This window comes from Streptomyces sp. NBC_01314, from assembly GCF_041435215.1.
Classification (GTDB): domain Bacteria; phylum Actinomycetota; class Actinomycetes; order Streptomycetales; family Streptomycetaceae; genus Streptomyces.
Genome location: NZ_CP108394.1, coordinates 6,723,999 through 6,747,983 on the forward strand (window position 1 = coordinate 6,723,999; position 23,985 = coordinate 6,747,983).

Below are 23,985 nucleotides of genomic sequence, written 5' to 3' on the forward strand. Positions count from 1 at the left end.
ACCAGCACTGCGGTACTACAACGGTTGTCCACAACCCTGGACCTCATGTCGTGGTCGACCGATACCCTCGGGAGGACATCGCAAGTCCGCTCTCACCAGGCCATCAGGAGCAGCCATGCAAGGCCACGGCTACGCGCCGACACCGCCCCCCGGCCCCGATCAAGGGGGCCAGGTCACACTCCGTGTGATCTTCGTGGTGGTCGCGGTCATGAGCTGTGGCCTGCTCGCCTGGGCCTGCCTGCTGCGGCTCGCCTCGGTGACCCGCAGGACCCGGGACTGGTGGCTGTTCGCCCTCGCGATCGTCCACATCATCGCGACGCTGTACATCATCGGCACCGACCCGGGCGAGGAGGAGTTCACCACCTGGCGCGGCGACGTCGGCATGTCGATGCTGTTCGGCGGCCTGCTCGCGATCGTCGCGTACTACCTGGCCGCGGACATACGCCACTCCAGCCGCTCCCGGATGATCCCGCAGTCGCCGTACGCCCAGACCACGGCGTACTCGCAGCAGACCGGGTACAGCTACCCGCCGGTCCAGGTCCCGCAGCCCTACACGCCCGCCCCGCCGGTCCAGCCGCCCGTCCAGCCGCAGCACCTCCCGCAGCAGGCGCAGCCCCAGCCCGGCCCGGAGCCGCAGCGCCCCGGGCCCGCACGCATAGACCAGGTGCGCGCCGAGCTCGACGAGCTCAGTGACTATCTCCGCAAGCACGAAGGAGACCGGTGACCCAGGGACGGGGGGCCGGACGCCTGATCACCGGCCGCTACGAACTGTCCACGATCATCGGACAGGGCGGCATGGGCCAGGTGTGGACGGCATACGACCAGCGCCTTGACCGGCGCGTGGCGGTGAAGTTGCTGCGCCCGGACAAGGTCGCGGGCCAGGAGGCCGACGAGCTGCGTCGCCGCTTCGTGCGCGAGTGCCGTGTCACCGCCCAGGTCGACCACCCCGGCCTGGTGACCGTGCACGACGCGGGCAGCGAGGGCGAGGAGCTGTTCCTCGTCATGCAGTACGTCGACGGGGCCGACCTCGCCGACCACCTCGCCGAGCACGACCCGTACCCGTGGCAGTGGACCGTCTCGGTCGCCGCCCAGCTGTGCGCCGTGCTGTCCGCCGTGCACGCGGTGCCGATCATCCACCGCGACCTCAAGCCGCGGAACGTCATGGTCAAGCAGGACGGCACGGTCACGGTCCTCGACCTCGGCGTCGCCTCCGTGATGGACACCGACACCACCCGCCTGACCCACACCGGTTCGCCGATCGGCAGCCCCGCGTACATGGCCCCCGAACAGGCCATGGGCGGCGCGGTCGGCCCGTACACCGACCTGTACGCCCTCGGGGTGCTGATACACGAACTGCTCAGCGGGAACGTCCCGTTCACGGGCTCCACCGCCCTCGGCGTCCTCCACCGCCACCTCTACGAGCCGCCGGTCCCCGTCCGCCGCCTGCGCCCCGAGGTGCCCGAGAGCCTGGAGACACTGGTTCTCCGGCTGCTCTCCAAGGACCCGCAGCACCGCCCGTCCTCCGCGCAGGAGACGTACGAGCAACTCCTGCCGCTGCTGCCCGCGCGCGGTATGCCCACCGGCTCCCCGCTCGACCCCACGCGGCCCTTCCTGCGCCCGCACGCACCCTGGCCGGACCGCGCCCGTATCCCCGCGCCGCAGCCGTCCGCCGCGTCCGACGTGGCGCCCGCGGCCGACAAGCCCGACGTGGCGGGTGCCGTCGACGATGTCAAGCGGCTCCTCGGCGAGGGCCGCATCACCCAGGCCGTCGACATCCTCGGCGCGATCCTCCCGGCCGCCGCCGCCCAGCACGGCGAGCACTCACCCGTCGTCCGCACCCTGCGCAAGCAGTACGCGGCCACCCTCATGGACGACGGCCAGTACCGCCGAGCCCTGCCCGAGCTGCGCCGCCTCGGCGACGAGCGCGCCGCCGAGGCCGGCCAGGCCGACACCCAGGCACTGCGCTTCCGCTACGACTCCGCCCAGTGCCTCGAACAACTCGGCGAACCGGCCGCGGCCCTCGCCGAGTACCGCTCCCTGCTGCCGTACTACGAGAACCAGTACGTCGGCGGCGACCCGGAACTCTCCCTCGACGTCCGCCGCCGCATAGGTCATTTGCTTCTCGCCCTCGGTGACCGCGGCGCCGCCCACGAGACCCTGGGCCGCCTGCTGGTGGACGTGGAACGGCTGCGCGGGCCGGGCCATCCACTGGCGGGCGAGGTCCGGCGCACGCTGCAGTGGCTTGGGCAGGTGCGCGGCTGACGCGGACGGCGGGCCGCATGTTTTGCGCCACCTTGGCCGAAGTTTGCCATGGTCGAGAGTCGGGGTTTCCCGAACACGGAGACGGCACCGCTTAGCTGTGAGCACACAGCGATCAAGGGGAGCGATCAAGGGGTGGGGCCACGTATGTCCGACAACCAGTCCAGCCACCGCCGATCCGGCGGGTCGAGCGGTCGGCACCCCGGCAGGTCCGGCCACCGGCAGTCCAGGAAGCGCAGATACATCGCCTGGACCGCCGCCGGCGCCGCCGTCCTCGCCGGAGCCGGGCTCGCCGCGCAGAACTCCCTGGCCACGACCACGGCCTGGCCCGCCGCCAAGGTCTACACGGGCCGCGCCTTCGACACCTGCACGGCCCCCTCCCTGTCCGCGATGAAGGCCTGGAAGACCGGCTTCTACGGCGCGGCGGCGGTCTACGTCGGCGGCAGGAACCGCGGCTGCTCCCAGCCCAACCTCACCGCCTCCTGGGTGAAGTCCGTCAACACCCTCGGCTGGAAGCTCGTCCCGCTCTACGTCGGTGCCCAGCCGCCCTGCCAGACCGGTTCGAGCCCCGAGAAGATCACCGCGTCGACCGCCGCCTCCCAGGGCGCCGCCGACGGAGCGGACGCCGTCGCCAGGGCCGCCGCCCTGGGCATGAAGCCCGGCAGCGCGCTCTACCTCGACATGGAGGCGTACGACACCACGAACACGGCCTGCGACAACGCCGTCCTCACCTACATCCGCGCCTGGCACGAGGCACTCGGCGCCAAGAAGTACCGCTCCGGCTTCTACGGCTTCAGCAGCTCCAGCGCCAAGTCCGTCGCCACCGCCACCGACCGCACGAACCTGCCGGGCAACCTCTGGTACGCCAAGTGGGACAAGGTCAACACGACGACCACCGACTGGCCGTTCGACCCGAAGCTGTACACCGGGCACCACCGTGCCCACCAGTACATGGTCAACAGCAAGGAGACCCGCGGCGGTCACACGATCACCGTGGACCGCGACGCCTGGGACGCCCCGGTGGCGATCGTGGGGTGAGCGCCGGGCGGGCACGTGGGTCGCGCCGGGGGCGGACCGACCGCGCCTGAGGGCCGGTAGTGGCACGGTCCCGGGGCGACGGTGCCCGAAGTCGGCGTGAATCGTTGGTCGAATGGCTGGCCGAGAGCAGGGCCACTGCCTAACATCGATCACCGCAAGACTTTGTGCACCGCCGCACAATCTCCTCGGGAGGCCAACTTGCACCGCCGCCGTCGCACCGCGCTCCTCCTCTCCGCAGCGATCGCCGCCGCGTCCCCGCTCCTCACTGCCTGCGGAGGCGATGCGCATCCCGGCGCGGCGGCCGTCGTCGGCGCGGACCGGATCACGGTCGCGCAACTGGAGAACCGGGTGAACGCGGTGCGCACCGCCCAGCGCGCCGCCAGCACCGATCAGAGCCAGTACCAGCAGGTCGTCGCCCAGAGCAGCGCCCTCACCCGCAACACCCTGAACGGCATGGTCCTGGAGAAGGTCCTCGACCAGGCACTCAAGGACGCCGGGGTGACCGTCACCCGCAAGGAAGTCCAGCAGTACCGTTCCGGCCTGGAAACGGAGGCCGGCGGGGCCGAGGCTCTGGAAACGGCCTATCTGCAGCGCTACAGCGTCGCCCCGGAGCAGCTGGAGGAAAGCCTTCGCAGCGACGTCGAGGTCCAGAAACTCGCCGCCTCCGTGGGCGCCGACCTCAACACCCAGGAGGGCGGCGCCGTCTTCTGGAAGGCCCTCTCCGAGGCCTCGAAGAAGCTCGACGTGGACCTCAACCCCCGCTACGGCAGCTGGGGCGTCGACCCGACGTCCGGCCGGGTCGGCCTGGTGGACGCCAAGACACCATGGCTGAAGGAAGTCACCGGGACGGGGACGCCGGAGTCGGCGTAGCGGGCGGGCCGGTATCTACGGCGGGTACCTGCAGCGGGTGCCTGCGGTAGGTACCCGCAGCGGGTGTCTACGGCAGGTACCTACAGCGGCCGGTGTCTACGGCAGGTGCCCTCTGCGGGCGCCCCGGACACCGGCCCCATGCCAGGGCACGCGGGCGCGGGCGAACCCGTCCACCCGGCCTGTGGATAACTTCGGGGGTCGTCGGTGACGTGGGTTACGTTCGTGGGGTGAACGCACACCGCCCCGACGACGCCCCCGCCACCACGACCCCCGCCACCACGGCTCCGGAGACCACGGCCGCCACTCCTGGCCCCGGCCGAGTGGTCCTGCTCACCACCAGCCACCGTGTCGCTCCCGGTCTGCTCTCCTGGCCGGCCTGGCAGGCGCTGCACGGGGCGGACCGCGTCCTCTGCGCGGACGAGGCGCACCCCCAGCTCCCCTATCTCCGTGAGGCCGGCATCACGGTGGAGCAGGCGACCCCGAAGGCCGAGGAACTGGTCGACCTCTGCACCGGCGACCGCACGGTGGTCGTGGTGGCCGCCGCCGAGGGCGAACCCCGCCTCACCGACGGCCTCGCCCGCCTCGCCGGTTCCGGCGGTGTCCGGATGCCGTCCCTGGAGCTCCTCCCCGCCTCCTACGACCTCCCCGGCGCCCGCCTCCTCGATCTCGTCCAGGTCATGGACCGGATCCGCGCCGAATGCCCCTGGTCCTCCCAGCAGACCCACAAGGGCCTCGCCAAGTACGGCATCGAGGAAGCGTACGAACTCGTCGAGGCCATCGAGGAGGGCGACCGCGACGAACTACGCGAGGAACTGGGCGACGTCCTCCTGCAGGTCGTCTTCCACGCCCGCATCGCCGAGGACGACCCCGACACCCCCTTCTCCATCGACGACGTGGCCGCCGGCATCATCACCAAGCTCATCCACCGCCACCCCCACGTCTTCGGCGACGCGACGGCCACGACCCCGGAGGACGTCAAGGCGCACTGGCTCCGCACCAAGGCCGTGGAGAAGCAGCGCGAGTCGGTCACCGACGGCGTACCCCTCGGTCAGCCCGGCCTCGCCCTCGCCGCCAAGCTCTCCTTCCGCGCCCGCACCGCAGGCCTCGCCGTCCCGATACCCCCCGGCGACGACATCGGCTACGAACTCCTCGCCCTCGCCGCCCACGCCGAGTCCAAGGGCATCGACCCGGAGACGGCCCTACGAGCGGCGGCCCGCGCGTACCGGGACGCGATCCGCGTCGCGGAAGGCGTCGGCGGAGGGACGAAGAAGAAGATGCCCGAGGAGACCGACGAGGACAGCTACGAGAACAGCTACGAGGAAGGCGAAGAGGGAGACGAGTAGGAAAACGTGAAGGAGGACGAGGTGGAAGGCGACGAGGAACGCGACGGGACCTCCGGGCGCCCCGAGAGGCCGGATACCGTCGGCGAGTGACCAACCAGCCCGCACCCACCTCCGCCACCCTCACGGGAACCGGCGCGCCCGATCTCTTCACCTGGGAGTTCGCCACCGACCCCTACCCGGCGTACGCCTGGCTCCGAGAAAACGCCCCCGTGCACAGGACGCGCCTCCCCAGTGGCGTGGAGGCCTGGCTGGTCACCCGCCACAGCGACGCGAAGCAGGCGCTCGCCGACGGGCGTCTCTCGAAGAACCCGGCGCATCACGACGAGCCCGCGCATGCCAAGGGGAAGACGGGTATCCCCGGTGAGCGCAAGGCCGAGTTGATGACGCATCTGCTGAACATCGATCCGCCGGACCACACCAGGCTCCGCCGCCTCGTCTCGAAGGCGTTCACGCCCCGCCGGGTCGCCGAGTTCGCCTCCCGGGTCCAGGAGCTGACCGATCAGCTCATCGACGGGTTCGCGGAGAAGGGCGAAGCCGACCTCATCCACGAGTTCGCCTTCCCCCTCCCCATCTACGCGATCTGCGACATGCTCGGCGTCCCCCGGGAGGACCAGGACGACTTCAGGGACTGGGCGGGGATGATGATCCGGCACGGCGGTGGCCCGCGTGGCGGCGTCGCGCGGTCGGTGAAGAAGATGCGCGGCTATCTCGCCGACCTCATCCACCGCAAGCGGGAAGCGCTCACCGAGCACCCCACGCCCGGCGAGGACCTCATCTCCGCGCTCATCCGCGCCTCCGACCACGGTGAGCACCTCACCGAGAACGAGGCCGCGGCGATGGCGTTCATCCTGCTGTTCGCCGGGTTCGAGACGACCGTCAACCTGATCGGGAACGGCACGTACGCCCTCCTCACCCACCCCGACCAGCGGGCCCGCCTCCAGGCCTCCCTCGCCGCCGGGGAGAGCGCGCTGCTCGAAACCGGCGTCGAGGAACTCCTCCGCTACGACGGCCCCGTCGAACTCGCCACCTGGCGCTTCGCGACCCAACCCCTCACCATCGGCGGCCAGGACATCGCCCCCGGCGATCCCGTCCTCGTCGTGCTCGCGGCGGCCGACCGCGACCCGGCCCGCTTCGACGACCCCGACACCCTCGACCTCTCCCGCCGTGACAACCAGCACCTCGGGTACGGCCACGGAATCCACTACTGCCTCGGCGCCCCCCTCGCCCGCCTCGAAGGCCAGACCGCGCTGGCGACGCTCCTCACCCGCCTCCCCGATCTGCGACTCGCAGTGGATTCAGCCGATTTGAGGTGGCGAGGGGGTCTCATCATGCGCGGGTTGCGCACGCTTCCGGTGGAATTCACCCCGCGGGAGCGGCCCGTAAGCGGTCCGTAGCGGTAACCGGGCGGCCCGTAGCAATACCCCATTCCGCATCAGAAGATGACGCTCCCTCAACTCTGTGATCTTCACGTGATCTGTGCTGCATTAACTTGTGACAACTGATCGACTGCCGATACGTTCACACGTCAGTGCGAAGGGCGTAGTGCGCTCGTCGCACAGGCCACCGCTGTCGTGTGAAAGGCAACCGCATGCTCTCCGGGAACGGTCGTCACCGTCGCCCCCGTCAGGCTCCCGCCCTCCTCGTCGCAGCCGGAGTGACCGGCTCGGCCATCGCGATCCCACTCCTCGGCGCCACCGGCGCGAGCGCGGCCAGTGGAACCACCTGGGACCAGGTGGCGGAGTGCGAGAGTGGCAGCTCCTGGAGCGCGGACACCGGGAACGGACGCTACGGCGGCCTCCAGCTGACCCAGGCGAACTGGGAGAAGTACGGAGGCCTCGACTACGCGACGGCCGCCGACCTGGCCAGCCGTTCGCAGCAGATAGCGGTCGCCGAGAAGGTTCTCGCCGACCAGGGCGTCGGTGTCTGGGCCACCTGCGGACTGCTCCACAACCTCGGCGGCGACTCCGGTTCCGCCGACGTTGACACGGGCCTCGCGGACGACTCGTCGAACTCCGACAGCTCCTCCGGTTCTTCCGATTCATCTGGTTCACCGGATTCATCCGACTCGACCGACTCGGCCAAGTCGTCGGATTCCACCGGATCGACCGGATCGACCGGCACGGACGACTCCGTCGAATCGCCCGAATCGCCCGAATCGGCTGAATCCACGGACGCGTCCGAGGATGTCTTCGAAGATTCCCTCAAGGCGAAGGACGGCGCCGACGAGGGCGACGCCGCAGACTCCGGCAGCGGAAACCAGGACAATTCCAGCCAGAAGGACAGCCCTTCGGCTGCCGATGACAGCGACAGCGGCACCGGCCGTCACCGCGGCGCCAGTGCCGACGAGAACGTCGACTCGGATGTCGAGGCCGACACGGGCGCGGGCGATGGCTCAGGCATCGACTCCGTGCCCCCCGGCCGTCACGCCTCCCGTGGCGGCGACGCGGCGCGCGAGGTCGTGGACGGCGCGTACACGGTCCGTGTGGGCGACAGTCTGACGGGCATCGTGAACTCGCTCGACCTGGGCGGCGGGTGGCGGGAGCTGTACGCCGAGAACGAGGGCACGGTCGGAACTGACCCGGACCTTATCCTTCCCGGTCAGACCCTCGAAGTCGGTGCCGAAACGGGCGAAAAGTAGCGACAGTTCGGGTCATGGTTCGTACCTGAATGCCCGTTTTGATCTATGTGGGAGATGAATCACAGACCCCCTGATCGTCTTTGAAATTCGGGCAATCACCTGTTTACGGTCGTGACCGCTCGCCACAGCGGGCCTTTGCGGTCGGCACGCCGAATCCTGCCAGCGACCGCGAGGAACAGTCGACGCGTCAAGCGCCGTAGGCAGGAGCGGGGGACCCAAGGTAAGTGCCGGGTCCGGCGGTTGCGGCCCTTCGGGGTCGTACGTCCGGAACCGGCTTGGGGTGAAGCCGCGCGACGTGAGCCGAAAGGCGAGCGTGCGCGGCCGGGCAACTCAACCGGCCCGAACCCGACAGCTCACCTCGTAGGCGTCGGTGAGGGGATCACTCCATGCTGTTTTCCAGCAAGGGCAAGCACCGTCGCCCGTCCAAGGCTGCTCGCGCCATCGCCGTCGCCGGTGTCACCGGCGCCGCCGCCATCGCCGCCCCGCTGATGGTCGCCGGCACCGCCTCCGCCGCCACCGCCTCCGAGTGGGACGCCGTCGCCCAGTGCGAGTCCGGCGGCAACTGGTCCATCAACACCGGCAACGGCTACTACGGCGGTCTGCAGTTCTCGGCCTCCACCTGGGCCGCCTACGGCGGTACGCAGTACGCCTCCACCGCCAACCAGGCGAGCAAGGCCCAGCAGATCGCGATCGCCGAGAAGGTCCTCGCGGGCCAGGGCAAGGGTGCCTGGCCGGTCTGCGGCACCGGCCTGTCCGGCGCCTCCTACGACGGCGCCGCCGCCTCCAGCGGCAACTCGAACTCCGGCTCCTCCTCGCAGGAGAGCACGCAGGAGAGCACGCAGGAGAGCACCAAGAAGAGCACCGAGGACACCCGCTCCTCCCGCTCCTCCGAGCGCGCCACCGTCAAGACCCCGACCGGCAAGAAGGTCAAGAAGGGTGACGGCGAGTACAAGGTCGTCAGCGGCGACACCCTCAGCGGCATCGCCGCGGAGAAGAACGTCAAGGGTGGCTGGGAGAAGCTCTTCGAGCTGAACAAGGACATCATCGACGACGCCGACGTCATCTACCCCGGTCAGCAGCTCCACCTGAGCTGACCCGCGGCGATCGCGACGGCCGCCAGACGCCTGCCATCCCCACGGCCGCCCCCACAGCCGGGCAGGCGGGGCGGGTTCAGCCGGGCCGAGGAAACAAGGCCGCTCCCCGGCTGAACCACAGCCCACTCACATCCGTGTCCTCCATAGTGAAGACCTCGTGAGGGCCGTCCCCCCGTCCCCACGGGTCCCCCGCCCCGGTGCGCATTCCCCCGTACGCACCGAGGCGGGGCTTTTTTCGCGCGTTTTCCCGCGCGGCTCCCTCCTTCTGTTCACTTTCTCGCCCACCCCCCTTTGTTCCGAGCTGGAACAATGGGTACCGTCTGTCTGTCCACGGGACGGTCGGTCGGCTGCCGACGGCCCGGGGGCGGTTAGGCTCTAGTCGCAGGGCCCCAGCGGCCCCGCGCAACCAGCGTCACATCCCATGAAGGAGATGCTCGTGCCGTCCATCGACGTCGTCGTAGCCCGGGAAATCCTCGACTCGCGAGGCAACCCCACCGTCGAGGTCGAGGTCGGCCTCGACGACGGCAGCACGGGTCGTGCCGCCGTTCCGTCCGGCGCATCCACGGGTGCCTTCGAAGCCATCGAGCTCCGTGACGGCGACCCCAACCGCTACCTCGGCAAGGGCGTCGAGAAGGCCGTCCTCGCCGTGATCGAGCAGATCGGCCCGGAGCTCGTCGGCTACGACGCCACCGAGCAGCGCCTGATCGACCAGGCGATGTTCGACCTGGACGCCACCGACAACAAGGCCTCCCTCGGCGCCAACGCCATCCTCGGCGTCTCCCTCGCCGTCGCGCACGCCGCCTCCGAGGCCAGCGACCTGCCGCTCTTCCGCTACCTGGGCGGCCCGAACGCGCACCTGCTGCCCGTTCCGATGATGAACATCCTGAACGGCGGCTCGCACGCCGACTCCAACGTGGACATCCAGGAGTTCATGATCGCCCCCATCGGCGCGGAGTCCTTCTCCGAGGCCCTGCGCTGGGGCGCCGAGGTCTACCACACCCTCAAGAAGGTGCTGAAGACCAAGGGCCTGTCCACCGGTCTCGGCGACGAGGGCGGCTTCGCCCCGAACCTGGAGTCCAACCGCGCCGCCCTCGACCTCATCCTCGAGGCCATCAAGGAGGCCGGTTACACCCCCGGCGAGCAGATCGCCCTCGCGCTGGACGTCGCCGCCTCCGAGTTCTACAAGGACGGCGTCTACACCTTCGAGGGCAAGGAGCGCTCCGCCGCCGACATGACCGAGTACTACGCCGAGCTCGTCGAGGCGTACCCGCTCGTCTCCATCGAGGACCCGCTGTACGAGGACGACTGGGCCGGCTGGAACGCCATCACCGAGAAGCTGGGCGACAAGGTCCAGATCGTCGGCGACGACCTGTTCGTCACCAACCCGGAGCGTCTCGCCCGCGGCATCGAGGAGGGCTCCGCCAACGCCCTGCTCGTCAAGGTCAACCAGATCGGCTCGCTGACCGAGACCCTGGACGCCGTCGAGATGGCCCAGCGCAACGGCTTCAAGTGCATGATGTCCCACCGCTCCGGCGAGACCGAGGACGTCACCATCGCCGACCTCGCCGTCGCCGTGAACTGCGGTCAGATCAAGACCGGCGCCCCGGCCCGCTCGGACCGCGTCGCCAAGTACAACCAGCTGCTGCGCATCGAGGAGATCCTCGACGACGCCGCGGTCTACGCCGGCCGCTCCGCCTTCCCCCGCTTCAAGGGCTGACGGCAGCAGGTCGGCAGGTAGGAAGCGTCGTACGTACGTCCCCGTACTCGGTCCCGTACCGTGTGCGGGGACGTACGCACGTGCACGCAGGAGAAGGCAGAAGAAGAAGGGGAAGCGGGACATGGCCGTGAAGGACCGGGACCGGGACCGTTTCTCCACCGCGACCCGGCTGAAGGTGCTCGGTGAGCAGACGGCGGCCCGTGTCTACCGCTCCCAGACCAAGCGCCAGGCCCGCCGCTCCCGGCTGACCGGCCGGGCCGCGCTGCTCGCCCTCGTCCTCTGCTCGATGATCGTGGCGCTCGCCTACCCCATAAGGCAGTACGTCTCCCAGCGCGCGGACATCGCCGATATGCAGCGGCAGCGCCAAGAGGCGCGCGAGCGGGTCGAGGAGTTGCGCGACCTCAAGGCGCGCTGGCAGGACGACGCGTACGCCGAGCAGCGCATCCGGGAGCGGCTGCACTATGTGATGCCGGGCGAGACCGGCTACACCATGATCGACCCGGACGCGACGAAGCAGTCCCGTACGACGCAGGGAGCGGCCGACCGTCCCTGGTACACCAATGTCTGGGACGGGGTCGACAAGGCCGACGCCGCCGACAGCTGAACGGCCACCCCGTGACCGTGAACCGATGAGCCACACCGAGGACTTGAGTAGCAGGTTATGCAGACCCCTCCGCCGCCCACCCCGCGCACCGAGCCGACCGACGCCGACGTCGAGGCCTTCCAGCAGCAGCTCGGGCGCCCGCCGCGCGGGCTGCGCGCGATCGCGCACCGCTGCCCGTGCGGACAGCCGGACGTCGTCGAGACGGCGCCGCGGCTGCCGGACGGGACGCCCTTCCCCACGACGTACTACCTGACGTGCCCGCGTGCCGCCTCCGCGATCGGCACGCTGGAGGCGAACGGCGTGATGAAGGAGATGACGGAGCGTCTGGCGACGGACCCCGAACTGGCCGCCGCCTACCGGGCCGCGCACGAGGACTACATCGCCCGCCGCGACGAGATCGAGGTCCTGGAGGGCTTCCCGAGCGCGGGCGGCATGCCGGACCGTGTGAAGTGCCTGCACGTCCTCGTCGGGCACTCGCTGGCCGCCGGTCCCGGCGTCAACCCGCTGGGCGACGAGGCGATCGCGATGCTGCCGGAGTGGTGGGCGAAGGGCCCGTGCGTGGTGCCCGCGCCGGAGCCCTCGAAGGGGGACGACCAGTGACCCGTGTCGCCGCCGTCGACTGCGGTACGAACTCCATCCGGCTCCTCGTCGCCGACATCACCGTGTCCGACGGCGCCTTCGGCGCGGGGGCCACCGGTGAACTCGTCGAGCTGGACCGGCGGATGACCATCGTCCGGCTCGGCCAGGGCGTCGACCGTACGGGCCGGCTGGCCCCGGAGGCGCTGGAGCGGACCTTCGCGGCCTGCCGGGAGTACGCGGCGGTCATCAAGGAACTCGGCGCCGAGCGGGTCCGCTTCGTGGCCACCTCCGCCTCCCGCGACGCCGAGAACCGGGACGAGTTCGTCCGCGGGGTGTTCGACATCCTCGGTGTCGAGCCCGAGGTGATCTCCGGCGACCGGGAGGCCGAGTTCTCCTTCACCGGCGCGACCAGGGAGCTGAAGGGGCGCGCCGACCTCGCCGAGCCGTACCTGGTCGTGGACATCGGCGGCGGCTCCACCGAGTTCGTGGTCGGGGACGACCACGTACGTGGCGCCCGTTCCGTGGACATCGGCTGCGTACGGCTGACCGAGCGGCACCTCCTGCGGGACGGGGCCGTCGTCGACCCGCCGCGGCCGGAGCAGATCGCCGCGATCCGCGCCGACATCGAGGCCGCGCTGGACCTCGCCGAGCGGGACGTCCCCCTGCGGGAGGCGCGGACCCTGGTCGGGCTCGCCGGTTCGGTGACGACCCTGTCCGCGATCGCCCAGGATCTGCCGGCGTACGACTCGGTGGCCATCCACCACTCCCGGATCCCGTACGAGCGCGTCCGCGAGATCACCGAGTGGCTGCTGCGGTCGACGCACGCCGAGCGGGAGGCGGTGCCGTCGATGCATCCCGGGCGCGTGGACGTGATCGCCGCGGGCGCCCTGGTCCTCCTCTCGATCATGGAGCGGATCGGCGCGGCGGAGGTCGTGGTGAGCGAACACGACATTCTGGACGGAATCGCCTGGTCCGTCGCTTGAGTGAGGCGTGAGCCCCGGAATGGGTTTCGTGGCTCTCCCAGCCGCTCGGCGACGCTCGTGAGCGAGTGTTTACTACTCGCCGGCAGTCTCGCTTGAGCTGTTCGGATAACGTATGAGCGCGCCCGAGGGGTGCTTCGGCACCCCTCGTCGATCCGCCTTCGAGGAACTTCGTGAAGTTCTTCACAAGAGAATCTGCCCTGTTGAGCGATGTTTTGAGGCTCCACAGAGCCTTCGAGGGCTCCGGGGGGTCAACGGGGCTTCCCCGAGGGGCTTTCGCGGGGGTCTCGTCCGTGTGAAACCGGAGGGTGGCTCGGGGGGTTCGCGGGCCCGGAACAGCAGTTCACGCGGCCTTGACATCGGTCATTCATGCAGGTCGGTTCCCCTGATCGCCAGGACCCGCGACACGAGGGCCGCGCAGTGTAGCAGAGGGTGTGAAGAAGCTTGTGAAGGGGCGCACGAGCGACCCCCGTATGGCGGGTACATACTCGATGGCATGAGCACCACGGAGCGTCCCAGGATCCTCGTAGTAGGCGGTGGGTACGTAGGCCTGTACGCAGCTCGGCGCATCCTCAAGAAGATGCGCTACGGCGAGGCGACCGTCACGGTCGTCGACCCCCGGTCGTACATGACCTACCAGCCCTTCCTCCCCGAAGCCGCCGCCGGCAGCATCTCCCCGCGGCATGTCGTCGTCCCGCTGCGACGCGTGCTGCCCAAGGCGGAGGTCCTCACCGGCCGGGTCACCACCATCGACCAGGACCGCAAGGTCGCCACGATCGCCCCGCTGGTCGGCGAGGCGTACGAGCTGCCTTTCGACTACCTGGTGATCGCGCTCGGCGCGGTCTCCCGCACCTTCCCGATCCCCGGCCTCGCCGAGCAGGGCATCGGTATGAAGGGCATCGAGGAGGCCATCGGCCTGCGCAACCACGTGCTTGAGCAGCTCGACAAGGCCGACTCCACGACCGACGAGGACGTCCGCCGCAAGGCGTTGACCTTCGTCTTCGTGGGCGGTGGCTTCGCCGGCGCCGAGACCATCGGCGAGGTCGAGGACATGGCCCGCGACGCCGCGAAGTACTACAAGAACGTGTCCCGCGAGGACATGCGCTTCGTGCTCGTCGACGCCGCCGACAAGATCCTCCCCGAGGTCGGCCCGAAGCTCGGCCTGTACGGCAAGGAGCACCTGGAGGGCCGTGGGGTCGAGGTCTACCTCAACACCTCCATGAACTCCTGCGTCGACGGCCACGTCGTGCTGAAGAACGGCCTGGAGGTCGACTCCAACACGATCGTCTGGACCGCCGGCGTCAAGCCGAACCCGGTCCTCTCGCGCTACGGCCTGCCGCTCGGCCCCCGTGGCCACGTGGACGCCCAGCCGACCCTCCAGGTCACCGGCACCGACTACATCTGGGCCGGCGGCGACAACGCCCAGGTCCCGGACGTCGCCGCCCGCAAGGCCGGCGTCGAGAACGCCTGGTGCCCGCCGAACGCGCAGCACGCGCTGCGTCAGGCGAAGGTCCTCGGCGACAACGTGGTCTCCGGCATGCGGGGCTTCCCGCAGAAGGAGTACGCGCACTCCAACAAGGGTGCGGTGGCGGGCCTCGGCCTCCACAAGGGCGTCGCGATGATCGTCATGGGCAAGGTGAAGATCAAGCTCAAGGGCCGTCTCGCCTGGTACATGCACCGTGGCTACCACGGCCTCGCGATGCCGACCTGGAACCGCAAGATCCGTGTCTTCGCCGACTGGACCCTCGCGATGTTCCTCAAGCGCGAGGTCGTCTCCCTCGGCGCCATCGAGACTCCCCGCGAGGAGTTCTACGAGGCGGCCAAGCCGGCGCCGGTCGCTGCCGCCCCGGCCAAGACCGAGGAGAAGGCCAAGGCCTCCTGACCCTCCCGGTCACCCTCCGAACGACCCGAAGGACCTCCCGCCATCCGTGGTGCGGGAGGTCCTTCGGCGTTCCCGAGACTCTTCGGTCCGTGACGCGGGAGAGCTCGGGGGCCCGGGTGCGTCGGCGGGTGCGGGTGCGTCGTGGTTGCTCGCGCAGTTCCCCGCGCCCCTGAAAAGCAGGGGCTGCGCCCCGTGCTTTTCGGCCCGCAGGGCCGTGGTCTTTCAGGCCCGCAGGGGCCTGATCCTTGAGGGGCGCGGGGAACTGCGCGAGAAGCCCCACCGGACCCGCAGCCGAACAACACACCTCACAGCGGGACTACGGCAGACCCCCACCCGTGTTTACCGTGGCGTTGGACATTCCGGGATGTCCTGTCACGGAGGTGTACGCCATGCAGGACGCCGCGTCGCGGCTGAAGAACCTGTTCGAGCAGGTGTCGGGAGCCCCGCTCCCGGTCCGGCTGCGGGCCTGGGACGATTCGACGGCGGGCCCGCCGGACGCCCCCGAGCTGGTGGTACGGAACCGCAGGGCCCTGCGCCGGCTGCTGTGGAAGCCGGGAGAACTGGGCCTGGCCCGCGCCTGGGTCGCCGGTGACCTCGGCATCGACGGGGACCTGTACGCCGTACTGGACCTGGTGGCCGAACATGTGTGGGAGCGGGACGAGGACGCCCGGAGCCTCACCCAGGCCCTGCGCGACCCCGGGTTCCGCGCGGCGGCCAGGGGTCTGCTGAAGCTGGCCGGCCCCGCCGTCCTCGTCCCGCCCGAACCGCCCCGCGAGGAGGTCCGCTCCCTCCACCGGCACACCAGGCACACCGACAGACGAGCCGTCAGCCACCACTACGACGTGGGCAACGACTTCTACGAGATCGTCCTCGGCCCGTCGATGGTGTACTCCTGCGCCTACTGGGCGGCCCCCGACTCCACCACCACCCTCGAAGCCGCACAGCACGACAAGCTCGACCTCATCTGCCGCAAACTCGGCCTGACCCCGGGCACGCGGCTCCTCGACGTCGGCTGCGGCTGGGGCTCCATGGCCGTGCACGCCGCCCGCGAGTACGGCGTGCACGTCGTCGGCGTCACCCTCTCCCTGGAGCAGGCCGCGTACGCCCGCAAACGCGTCGCCGAGGAGGGCCTCACCGACCGGGTCGAGATCCGCGTCCAGGACTACCGCGACGTCACCGACCGGCCCTACGACGCGATCTCGTCCGTCGGCATGGCCGAACACGTCGGCGCCGACGGGTATCTGGCGTACGCCGAGGACCTGTACCGGCTCCTCGCCCCCGGCGGACGGCTGCTCAACCACCAGATCGCACGGCGGCCGCAGCGCGACGAGAACACGTACTCCGTCGACGGCTTCATCGACGCGTACGTCTTCCCGGACGGCGAACTCACCCCCGTCGGCACCACCGTCACCCAGCTCGAACGGGCCGGGTTCGAGGTCCGTGACGTGGAGTCCCTCCGCGAGCACTACGCCCTCACCCTGCGCGCCTGGGTCACCCGTCTCGAAGCCCGCTGGGCCCACGCGGTCGCCCTCGTCGGCCCCGGCCGCGCGCGCGTCTGGCGCCTCTACATGGCCGCCTCCGCCCTGGGCTTCGAACGCAACCGCCTCGGCGTCAACCAGGTACTGGCCGTGCGGCCCCCGGAAGGGGGTGCGTCGGGGCTTCCGCTCAGGGCCCGGACCTGGGGGGCCTGAACGTCCGTCCAGGGGTGTGGGCGGCCATGTACGGGCGCACGTGGGCGGGCCCCCGTTCCGTACCGGAACGGGGGCCCGCCGCGTCTGCCGTCACGTCGCCCGCGCGGCTACTCCGACTTGATCGCCGTCAGCATGTTGAGCTTCGCCGCACGGCGGGCAGGCCACAGCGCGGCCAGGATGCCGACCGTGGCGGCGAGGAGGATGAAGACGGCCATCCGGGCCCAGGGGATGACCAGTTCGTACGTCGGCATCCTGCTGGCGATGAGTTCGCCGGCGGCCCAGCCGAAGAAGACGCCGAGGCCGATGCCGAGGACACCGCCGAACAGGGAGATGACGAGGGACTCCAGACGGACCATCCGCTTGATGCCCCGCCGGTCGAGACCGATCGCGCGGAGCATGCCGATCTCCTGCGAACGCTCGAAGACCGACATGGCGAGGGTGTTGATGACCCCGAGGACGGCGACGATCACGGCCATGGCCAACAGGCCGTACAGCATGTTCAGCATCAGCGTGAACATCTTCGCGATGTCGTCGGAGAGGTCCTGCCCGCTCTGGACCTTGATCGCCGGGTTCTCGCCGAGGGCCTTCTCCAGCCGGTCCTTGGCGGCGTCGGAGGCACCGGCCGAGGTCTTGACCATGACCATCATGTCGGCCGGGTCGGCGGAGGCCGCCCGGTGCTCGGCCAGAGTCGCGTTGTCCAGGAGGATGCCCCGGATCAGTTCGTTGCTCTCGTAGACCCCGGCGACCGTCAGCTTCCGCTTCTCGCCGCCCTGGAACCCGGCGGTGAACTCCGAACCGGCCTTCCAGCCGCGCCGCTCCGCGGTCTCCGCGTCCACGACGACGTCCGCGCCGCCCACCTTGAACGTCCCGTTGTCGACGGGGAGGTCGGTCAGCTTCCCGATCGCCGAGCCGTTGACCCCGGTCAGGTACTCGGTCTCGCCCCCGATGCGGGACTCCGTGTTGCGCAGCGGCGAGACGGCGGTGACGCCCTCGGTGGCGGAGAGCTTCTTCTCCACGTCGGGGGAGAGGAAGTTGCCGTTGGCCATCGAGACGACGTAGTCCGCCTTGATCGCGTCGGCGGCCATCCTGGCGATGGACTGCTGCAGGCTGCCCGCCATCACCGTCATACCGGTGATCAGCGTCAGACCGATCATCAACGCCGAGGCGGTCGCGGCGGTGCGGCGCGGATTGCGTACGGAGTTCTGCCGCGCGAGCTTGCCGGAGATCCCGAAGACGCGCAGGAGGGGCGCCGCGGCCGCGATCAGGGGACGGGAGAGGAGGGGTGTGAGGACGAAGACGCCGATGATCAGGAGGACCGCGCCGACGCCCATCGGGGCCTGGCCGTCCGAGCCGTCCATGGTGGTGGCGTACAGGACGGTGGCCACGCCCGCGCCCGCGAGCAGCGCGCCGATCGTGTTCCGTACGACGAGCGACTTGGCCGTCGCCTTCGCGTGGACGCTGCTCATCGCGGCGACAGGCGGGATCTTCGCCGCGCGTCGGCCCGGCAGCCAGGCGGCCACCATCGTGATCAGCACGCCGACGAGCAGGGCGGTGGCGACCGTGCCGGGGGAGACCACCAGCGGGCCGTCGGGGACGGTCTCGCCGAGGGCACCGATCAGGGCCCGCATCCCGGCGCCGATGCCGACACCGGCCGCGAGACCGGTGACCGCGGCGACCATGCCCACCACGAACGCCTCGATGAGCACGGACCGTGTCACCTGGCGGCGGGAGGCGCCGACCGCGCGCAGCAGCGCCAGCTCCCTGGTGCGCTGGGCCACCAGCATCGTGAAGGTGTTGGCGATGATGAAGATGCCCACGAACAGGGCGATCCCGGCGAAGACCAGCAGCGCGTTCTTCAGGCCGCTCATCTCGGCGGCGATCTGTGTGGCCTGCTCGTCGGCGAGCTGCTCACCGGTGGTGGTGTAGGCGGAGTCCTCGGGGAGCATCTTGTCGATGGCCGTCTTGAGCCGGGCCTGGCTGGTGCCGGCCGCCGCCGTCACGGCGATCTCGTCGTACTCGCCCTCCATGTGGAAGAGCTTCTGCGCGGTCGCCGTGTCGAACAGGGCGAGGCTGCCGCCGGCCGCGACATTGCCGTCGTCCGTCGTGAAGATCCCGGTGACGGTGGGTGTGAGGACCGGCCCGTCGACGGACAGGCGGATGGTGTCGCCCACCTCGTACCCGGCGCGCTCGGCGGTCCGCGAGTCGATGGCGACCTCGTTCGCGCCCTTGGGCGCACGGCCGCCGTCCTGGACCGGATACCGGGGGTCGTCCGTCCCCCAGAGGTTCCCGCCCTGCGACTGGAAGCCGCCGCCGATCAGCTTGCCGTCCTTGTCGGCGAGGGCGGTGAACCCGCTCACCACACCGATCGCCGACGCGGCGCCGGGCGCCCGCTCGACCTTCTTCAGCAGCTCCGGCGTCAGCTTCGGCTGCTCCGTGACGCTGTCGCCCTCGTCCGGGCGGTACCCCGCCCCGATCGAGACGTCCACGTGGTCGAAGCCCTTGGCCGAACTCCTCTGGAGCGCGTCCGAGACGGTGTTCGTGAAGACCAGCGTGCCCGACACGAAGGCGACGCCGAGCATCACCGCGAGCACGGTCATGAGAAGCCTGGCCTTGTGCGAGAGCACGTTGCGCAGGGCGGTACGGAACATGAGTGGGATCCCTGTCAGGGGTCGAAGGGGTGGCGGCGGTGGGTGACTGTGACGATGACGGGTGGGGGCGGATGGCCGAGCGCTGTCCGCCTGGCCGAGCCCGAACTCCCCTAGCTCGTACGGCCCTTGGTGTCGAACTGCTTCATGCGGTCCAGGACGGAGTCCGCCGTCGGCTCGTGGATCTCGTCCACGAGGCGTCCGTCGGCGAGGAAGACGACCCGGTCCGCGTACGCCGCGGCCACCGGGTCGTGCGTCACCATCACCACGGTCTGCCCCAACTCCCGTACGGAGTTGCGCAGGAAGCCCAGCACCTCGGCGCCGGCCCGCGAGTCGAGGTTTCCGGTCGGCTCGTCCCCGAAGATGATGTCCGGCCGGGAGGCGAGCGCCCGCGCCACGGCCACGCGCTGCTGCTGGCCGCCGGAGAGCTGGGCGGGCCGGTGGCTCAACCGGTCGGCCAGGCCGATCATCCGGATCACGGTGTCCAGCCACTGCTTGTCCGGCTTGCGGCCCGCGATGTCCATCGGCAGGGTGATGTTCTCCAGCGCCGTCAGCGTCGGCAGCAGGTTGAACGCCTGGAAGATGAAGCCGATCTTGTCCCGGCGGAGCTTGGTGAGCTGCTTGTCCTTCAGTGAGCCCAGCTCGGTCTCGCCGATCCGGACGGAGCCCGCCGAGAAGCTGTCCAGGCCCGCCACGCAGTGCATCAGCGTGGACTTGCCGGACCCCGAGGGGCCCATGATCGCGGTGAACTGAGCCTGCCGGAAGTCGATGGAGACCTGGTCCAGCGCGACCACCCGGGTCTCGCCCTGTCCGTAGACCTTCGACAGTTCCGTGGCGCGGGCGGCCACGGCGGTGGCCCGGTCGGCGAGGGGAGTGATGGTCACGGGTGGGAACTCCTTGCGGGCGACGGCGGTTGAGGGTGTTCCACCAACGGCCGGGTGCGCGCCGGGACGTGCCGTGCGGCATGCCGGAGGCCGTTCGTTTCGTGGAGGCCTCCATCGTCCCGACCGAGGGGCGCCGTGTAGTCAGCCGTTGTCCTGGTTCCGGGGGCAGACTTCGGACGGACGGACGGGCGGCGCGTCATACCTGGGGATGACGGCAGGCTCCGCCGGGGCGGGGCCGCCATGACCGACGCGAGTCGTCGCGTCACCGGGTGTGTCCTCGGTGGTGCGCTCGTTCGGGCGGTGAAATTCCGTCATTCCGCGTGCACCCCGCCATGCCGTCCGAAAGGCTACTGGCAAGTGCGGATGGCGTGTTCCGTGTGCTGATGCACCCTCAGACGTCAATAAAATAAGACAACATCGGTCCGCTCGCCGTCTGTTCGGGGGAAGCGTCCCGATAGGCTCGGAAGCTCAGCGCGGAGCCCATGGCCTGCCCGGATGGTGGAATGCAGACACGGCGAGCTTAAACCTCGCTGCCCCTCGCGGGCGTACCGGTTCAAGTCCGGTTCCGGGCACCTCCGACCAACCCCGAACATTTCCCCCCATACCGCCACGTATCACCCCGGGTGACATGCGCCCCACACTCTCAGGGCGCACGCTGTCCCCAGGACCCCCCGGCGCCCCTTCGGGACCCCCGGGAGGCCCACCGCACGACCCCCGAGGGCCGCAGTGGACTTCTTGCCACCACGCCGCCCGGCTCACGTTGATCTCCGGACGATCGCGGGCTTGTACCGGGTTGGTCATGGGTTGGGGGGTGTGGGACGGGGGAATCACGGAGACGCGTAGCGTGTTCGGTGACATGGCAGGGAAAGATCCTCCCCAAGCAGTAGGGTCAATCTTTTGCCTACCTATTACTCTTGAGCCAAGGCCACGCAGGGTGGCCATGGAGGAGTGAAATGAGGAGCAGCAACCCGGTCTTCTCGCGACGGGGGTTCAGCCGCGACAACGGCCACGCGGGCTTCAACACCGCGCCGCAGGCCGGGGGAGCAGCTGTCGGCACTCAGGGCAGCCCCTACGCCCAGCAGGCCGGCAACCCGTACGCGACGAACCCGTATGCCCAGCCGGACGTGCAGCACGGCGTCCCGCCGCAGGCCCCGGCCCGCACGGGCGCCATGACCATGGACGACGTCGTCATGCGTTCGGCCATGACGCTCGGCACGGTCGTCGTCGGCGCGATCCTCGCGTGGGCCCTCCTACCGGTGACGCCCACCAGCTTCGGCCTGGCCATCGGCGCCGCGCTCATCGCCTTCGTCCTGGCGATGGTGCAGTCCTTCAAGCGCAAGGCCTCGCCCGCGCTGATCCTGGCGTACGCGGCCTTCGAGGGCGTCTTCCTCGGCGTACTCAGCGAGATGTTCAACTCTCAGTGGAGCGGCGCGCCCTTCCAGGCGGTGCTCGGCACCATGGCCGTCTCCGGCGCCACCCTCCTGGTCTACAAGGCGGGCTGGATCCGGGTCACCGCGCGGTACGCCCGTATCGGTATGACCATCGCGATCGCCTTCATCCTCGTCATGGCGGTGAACCTGCTCCTCGTCGTCTTCGGGCTCGCCCCGGACGGCGGACTGCGCAGCATGGGCCCGCTCGGCGCGGTCGTCGGCATCCTCGCGATCCTGCTCGGCGCGTTCTTCCTGACCCTCGACTTCAAGCAGATCGAGGACGGCATCGCCTACGGCGCCCCGCGCGACGAGGCCTGGCTGGCCGCCTTCGGCCTGACCATGACCCTCGTGTGGATCTACGTCGAGATGCTCCGCCTGGTCGCCATCTTCAGCGGCGACGACTAGGAACGACGACTAGGAACACGGGCTGACCCCGCACCACTGCTGAAGGGCCCCCGAACCGCGAGGTTCGGGGGCCCTTCGTAGTTGCTCGGCGGCTTCAGCGGAGCTTCCGCGCGGCCCTCCTCAGGTCGTACTCGTGAACGATCGCTTTGGCGTGGCCGTACGCGAGGTCGTACTCGTGCCGGAGCCAGCTGACCTTCTCCTCGAAGTTGAAGAGAGCGGGGCCTTCGTCGACTTTGCGGAGCCAGTCGGAGATTTCACGACCGGTGCAATGGGGGATACGGGCGAGCAGGTTGCGATGGGTCTCCTCAGAGAAGACTTGGGACATCGGCGCCTCCGGACGAAAGGGAAATGTAAGCCGGTCCTTCAGGTCACGTTGCCTGAGTGGCGGCCTGTTGGCAACAGTCCGGCTGAGGCGCGTACTCTCGCGGCGTGCTTGATACGACGCCGTTGACCCGTGCCGTGGACCATTTCGCCGACCGGCTGCGGGCCGCACCGCAGAGCCGGCTGCAGAGGGGCGCTGCCACGGAGGCACTGGCGCTGGCCAGGGAGATGGCACTGCGTGCCCAGCGGTTGGAGGCACCCGAGGGGCCTCTTCGCGAGATGCCGGATGTGGGGATGTTCGCGGCGGCTGATCAGGTCACGGTCGCCGGAAACGATCTCGCACTGGTTCTGGGTGACGAGGAGGCCCTGGCGGAGGCTGTGGCGCTCGTGGAGGAGGCTCAGCGGCGGGCCGGCGTGTGACTTGCGTGTGACTTGAGCGGGCCCCCGGAAAGGGCGCCACTGAAGCGTCCTGAAGCGTCTCCGCCGCATCGCCCTGACGGTCACGAGATCACAGCCGCGAGATCACAGCCGCGAGGTCACAGCAACGAGGTCACAGCGACGCGATGACCCGGTCCGCCAGGATGTAGACCATGTCGTCGCCGCACTCGAACGTGAGGGTGTACGCGCCCGAGATGCCCGAGCCGCCCAGGAGGACCGGGGTCTCGCCGGCGTGGAGGGCCGTGGCGAGGCGTTCGGCGGTTTCGCGGTGGCCGGGGGTCATGCAGAGCGTGGTGCCGTCGGCGAAGACGTAGACGTCGAGGGTGCCGAGAGGGCCCGGCCGGACGTCGGCCAGCTCGGTGCGGGACGCGGCGAGGTCCTCCAGGCAGGCGACCGTGCGCTCGTCGTCGTTGGCGACAGGCGACTGTACCGGCACGAAATCGGGGTGCGAGGGGTGCCTGCGGCGGGCCGCGGCCAGCTCCGCGGAATCCGCGGCGTACTCGTCGCCCTCGAGGCTCTGCTCGATCACCGGCTCCAGGTGCTCCAGGCCCGCGAAATCGGACTGCCGGGGCAGGAACAGGTCGCTGTCGGGCAGACCCAGCAGGGAGGGCGCGTCGGAGACGTCACGGGACTCCTGGGCGGCCCAGAAAGCCCGCGCCTCGGCCAGCTCACGCTCCCGCTCCTCGGCGAGCGCCTCGGCGACGGCGGCGCGTATCTCCTCCGTGTCGGTGGCGGCACGGGCCGCCGGTACCGGGGCTCGCACCCCGGTCACCCGGCTCTCGGCCAGCTCGGTGCGCAAGGCGGCCACCTGTCGGCGCAGCCCTGTGAGGGTGCGCAGGACGGCGACGCCCACGGCCGCGGTGGCTGCCGTGGTGAGCAGCAAGGCGATCGGCATAGCGCTCACTGACGTACTCCCGGTTCAAAGTCGACCCCCGACTTCCTACATCAGCTTGAAGGGCGGACTAACCAGCTGTCAGTGCGTAACGTCACGAAACGGGCAGGAACTTCGTCCCGATGTTTGGTGGTGAAACGGCTCTGACCTGCGTAAATCTCTCTCCGGAGGGAGATAGGTCACATCCTGGGGGAGATTGGATCACAAAACGGCCCGGAGCCCCCCAGATTCGGGGACTCCGGGCCACAGCATCGCGGTGCGCATCCGAACGGTCA

The 23,985-nt window shown here is 69.9% G+C and carries 20 protein-coding genes, 1 tRNA gene and 1 riboswitch; of the genes, 17 read left to right on the forward strand and 4 right to left on the reverse strand.

Annotated elements, in window-relative coordinates:
* Positions 1-115 precede the first annotated feature (115 nt).
* The 14 genes from OG622_RS29845 (at position 116) to OG622_RS29910 (ending at position 16,695) form a co-directional block, all read left to right on the forward strand.
* A complete protein-coding gene (locus OG622_RS29845; RefSeq protein WP_371579713.1) occupies positions 116-724 on the forward strand; it encodes a hypothetical protein in 609 nt (202 codons plus the stop codon).
* Between the two features lie 44 nt (positions 725-768).
* Complete coding sequence (locus tag OG622_RS29850; protein ID WP_371584261.1) at positions 769-2,262, forward strand: protein kinase; 1,494 nt, start codon at positions 769-771, stop codon at positions 2,260-2,262.
* A 144-nt stretch (positions 2,263-2,406) separates the two neighbouring features.
* The gene (locus OG622_RS29855) at positions 2,407-3,297 is read left to right on the forward strand and encodes a glycoside hydrolase domain-containing protein (RefSeq protein ID WP_371579714.1); all 891 of its coding nucleotides are present in this window, start codon (positions 2,407-2,409) and stop codon (positions 3,295-3,297) included.
* A gap of 198 nt (positions 3,298-3,495) precedes the next feature.
* Entirely contained in the window at positions 3,496-4,167 is a 672-nt protein-coding gene (locus tag OG622_RS29860; protein WP_371579715.1) for a SurA N-terminal domain-containing protein, read from the forward strand.
* 227 nt (positions 4,168-4,394) lie between these two features.
* Positions 4,395-5,510, forward strand: coding sequence for a nucleoside triphosphate pyrophosphohydrolase (locus OG622_RS29865; RefSeq protein WP_371579716.1), 1,116 nt, complete (start codon positions 4,395-4,397; stop codon positions 5,508-5,510).
* Between the two features lie 86 nt (positions 5,511-5,596).
* Entirely contained in the window at positions 5,597-6,904 is a 1,308-nt protein-coding gene (locus tag OG622_RS29870) for a cytochrome P450 (RefSeq protein ID WP_371579717.1), read from the forward strand.
* A gap of 194 nt (positions 6,905-7,098) precedes the next feature.
* Entirely contained in the window at positions 7,099-8,148 is a 1,050-nt protein-coding gene (locus OG622_RS29875; protein ID WP_371584262.1) for a transglycosylase family protein, read from the forward strand.
* Between the two features lie 182 nt (positions 8,149-8,330).
* Positions 8,331-8,530, forward strand: a riboswitch (cyclic di-AMP (ydaO/yuaA leader).
* A gap of 4 nt (positions 8,531-8,534) precedes the next feature.
* Complete coding sequence (locus OG622_RS29880) at positions 8,535-9,242, forward strand: transglycosylase family protein (protein WP_371579718.1); 708 nt, start codon at positions 8,535-8,537, stop codon at positions 9,240-9,242.
* Between the two features lie 436 nt (positions 9,243-9,678).
* Positions 9,679-10,959, forward strand: coding sequence for a phosphopyruvate hydratase (gene eno / locus OG622_RS29885; RefSeq protein WP_371584263.1), 1,281 nt, complete (start codon positions 9,679-9,681; stop codon positions 10,957-10,959).
* Between the two features lie 121 nt (positions 10,960-11,080).
* The gene (locus OG622_RS29890; protein WP_371579719.1) at positions 11,081-11,563 is read left to right on the forward strand and encodes a septum formation initiator family protein; all 483 of its coding nucleotides are present in this window, start codon (positions 11,081-11,083) and stop codon (positions 11,561-11,563) included.
* Between the two features lie 57 nt (positions 11,564-11,620).
* Positions 11,621-12,163 (forward strand): DUF501 domain-containing protein, encoded by a 543-nt coding sequence (locus OG622_RS29895; protein WP_371579720.1) that lies wholly within the window; start codon positions 11,621-11,623, stop codon positions 12,161-12,163.
* Complete coding sequence (locus OG622_RS29900; protein ID WP_371579721.1) at positions 12,160-13,125, forward strand: exopolyphosphatase; 966 nt, start codon at positions 12,160-12,162, stop codon at positions 13,123-13,125. Before OG622_RS29895 ends, OG622_RS29900 begins: the two co-directional genes overlap by 4 nt.
* A 493-nt stretch (positions 13,126-13,618) precedes the next feature.
* A complete protein-coding gene (locus OG622_RS29905) occupies positions 13,619-15,004 on the forward strand; it encodes an NAD(P)/FAD-dependent oxidoreductase (RefSeq protein ID WP_371579722.1) in 1,386 nt (461 codons plus the stop codon).
* 389 nt (positions 15,005-15,393) lie between these two features.
* Positions 15,394-16,695 carry a class I SAM-dependent methyltransferase gene (locus tag OG622_RS29910; protein WP_371579723.1) on the forward strand — a complete coding sequence of 434 codons (1,302 nt, stop codon included), beginning with the start codon at positions 15,394-15,396 and terminating at the stop codon, positions 16,693-16,695.
* Positions 16,696-16,802: 107 nt separating this feature from the next.
* On the opposite strand, the gene OG622_RS29915 is transcribed toward OG622_RS29910, so the two are convergent.
* The gene (locus tag OG622_RS29915) at positions 16,803-19,343 is read right to left on the reverse strand and encodes an ABC transporter permease (RefSeq protein ID WP_371579724.1); all 2,541 of its coding nucleotides are present in this window, start codon (positions 19,341-19,343) and stop codon (positions 16,803-16,805) included.
* Positions 19,344-19,453: 110 nt separating this feature from the next.
* The gene (locus OG622_RS29920; protein ID WP_371579725.1) at positions 19,454-20,224 is read right to left on the reverse strand and encodes an ABC transporter ATP-binding protein; all 771 of its coding nucleotides are present in this window, start codon (positions 20,222-20,224) and stop codon (positions 19,454-19,456) included.
* Between the two features lie 489 nt (positions 20,225-20,713).
* Between OG622_RS29920 and OG622_RS29925 the strand changes: the two genes are divergently transcribed.
* Positions 20,714-20,796: transfer RNA gene (locus OG622_RS29925), tRNA-Leu, on the forward strand.
* A 381-nt stretch (positions 20,797-21,177) separates the two neighbouring features.
* A complete protein-coding gene (locus OG622_RS29930; protein ID WP_371579726.1) occupies positions 21,178-22,059 on the forward strand; it encodes a Bax inhibitor-1/YccA family protein in 882 nt (293 codons plus the stop codon).
* Positions 22,060-22,153: 94 nt separating this feature from the next.
* Here OG622_RS29930 and OG622_RS29935 read toward each other — a convergent pair whose 3' ends face one another.
* A complete protein-coding gene (locus tag OG622_RS29935) occupies positions 22,154-22,384 on the reverse strand; it encodes a DUF4287 domain-containing protein (protein ID WP_371579727.1) in 231 nt (76 codons plus the stop codon).
* 104 nt (positions 22,385-22,488) lie between these two features.
* On the opposite strand from OG622_RS29935, the gene OG622_RS29940 reads away from it, so the two are divergent.
* Positions 22,489-22,800, forward strand: coding sequence for a hypothetical protein (locus OG622_RS29940; protein WP_371579728.1), 312 nt, complete (start codon positions 22,489-22,491; stop codon positions 22,798-22,800).
* Between the two features lie 130 nt (positions 22,801-22,930).
* Here OG622_RS29940 and OG622_RS29945 read toward each other — a convergent pair whose 3' ends face one another.
* Positions 22,931-23,713 (reverse strand): hypothetical protein, encoded by a 783-nt coding sequence (locus tag OG622_RS29945; protein ID WP_371584264.1) that lies wholly within the window; start codon positions 23,711-23,713, stop codon positions 22,931-22,933.
* Positions 23,714-23,985: the final 272 nt, after the last annotated feature.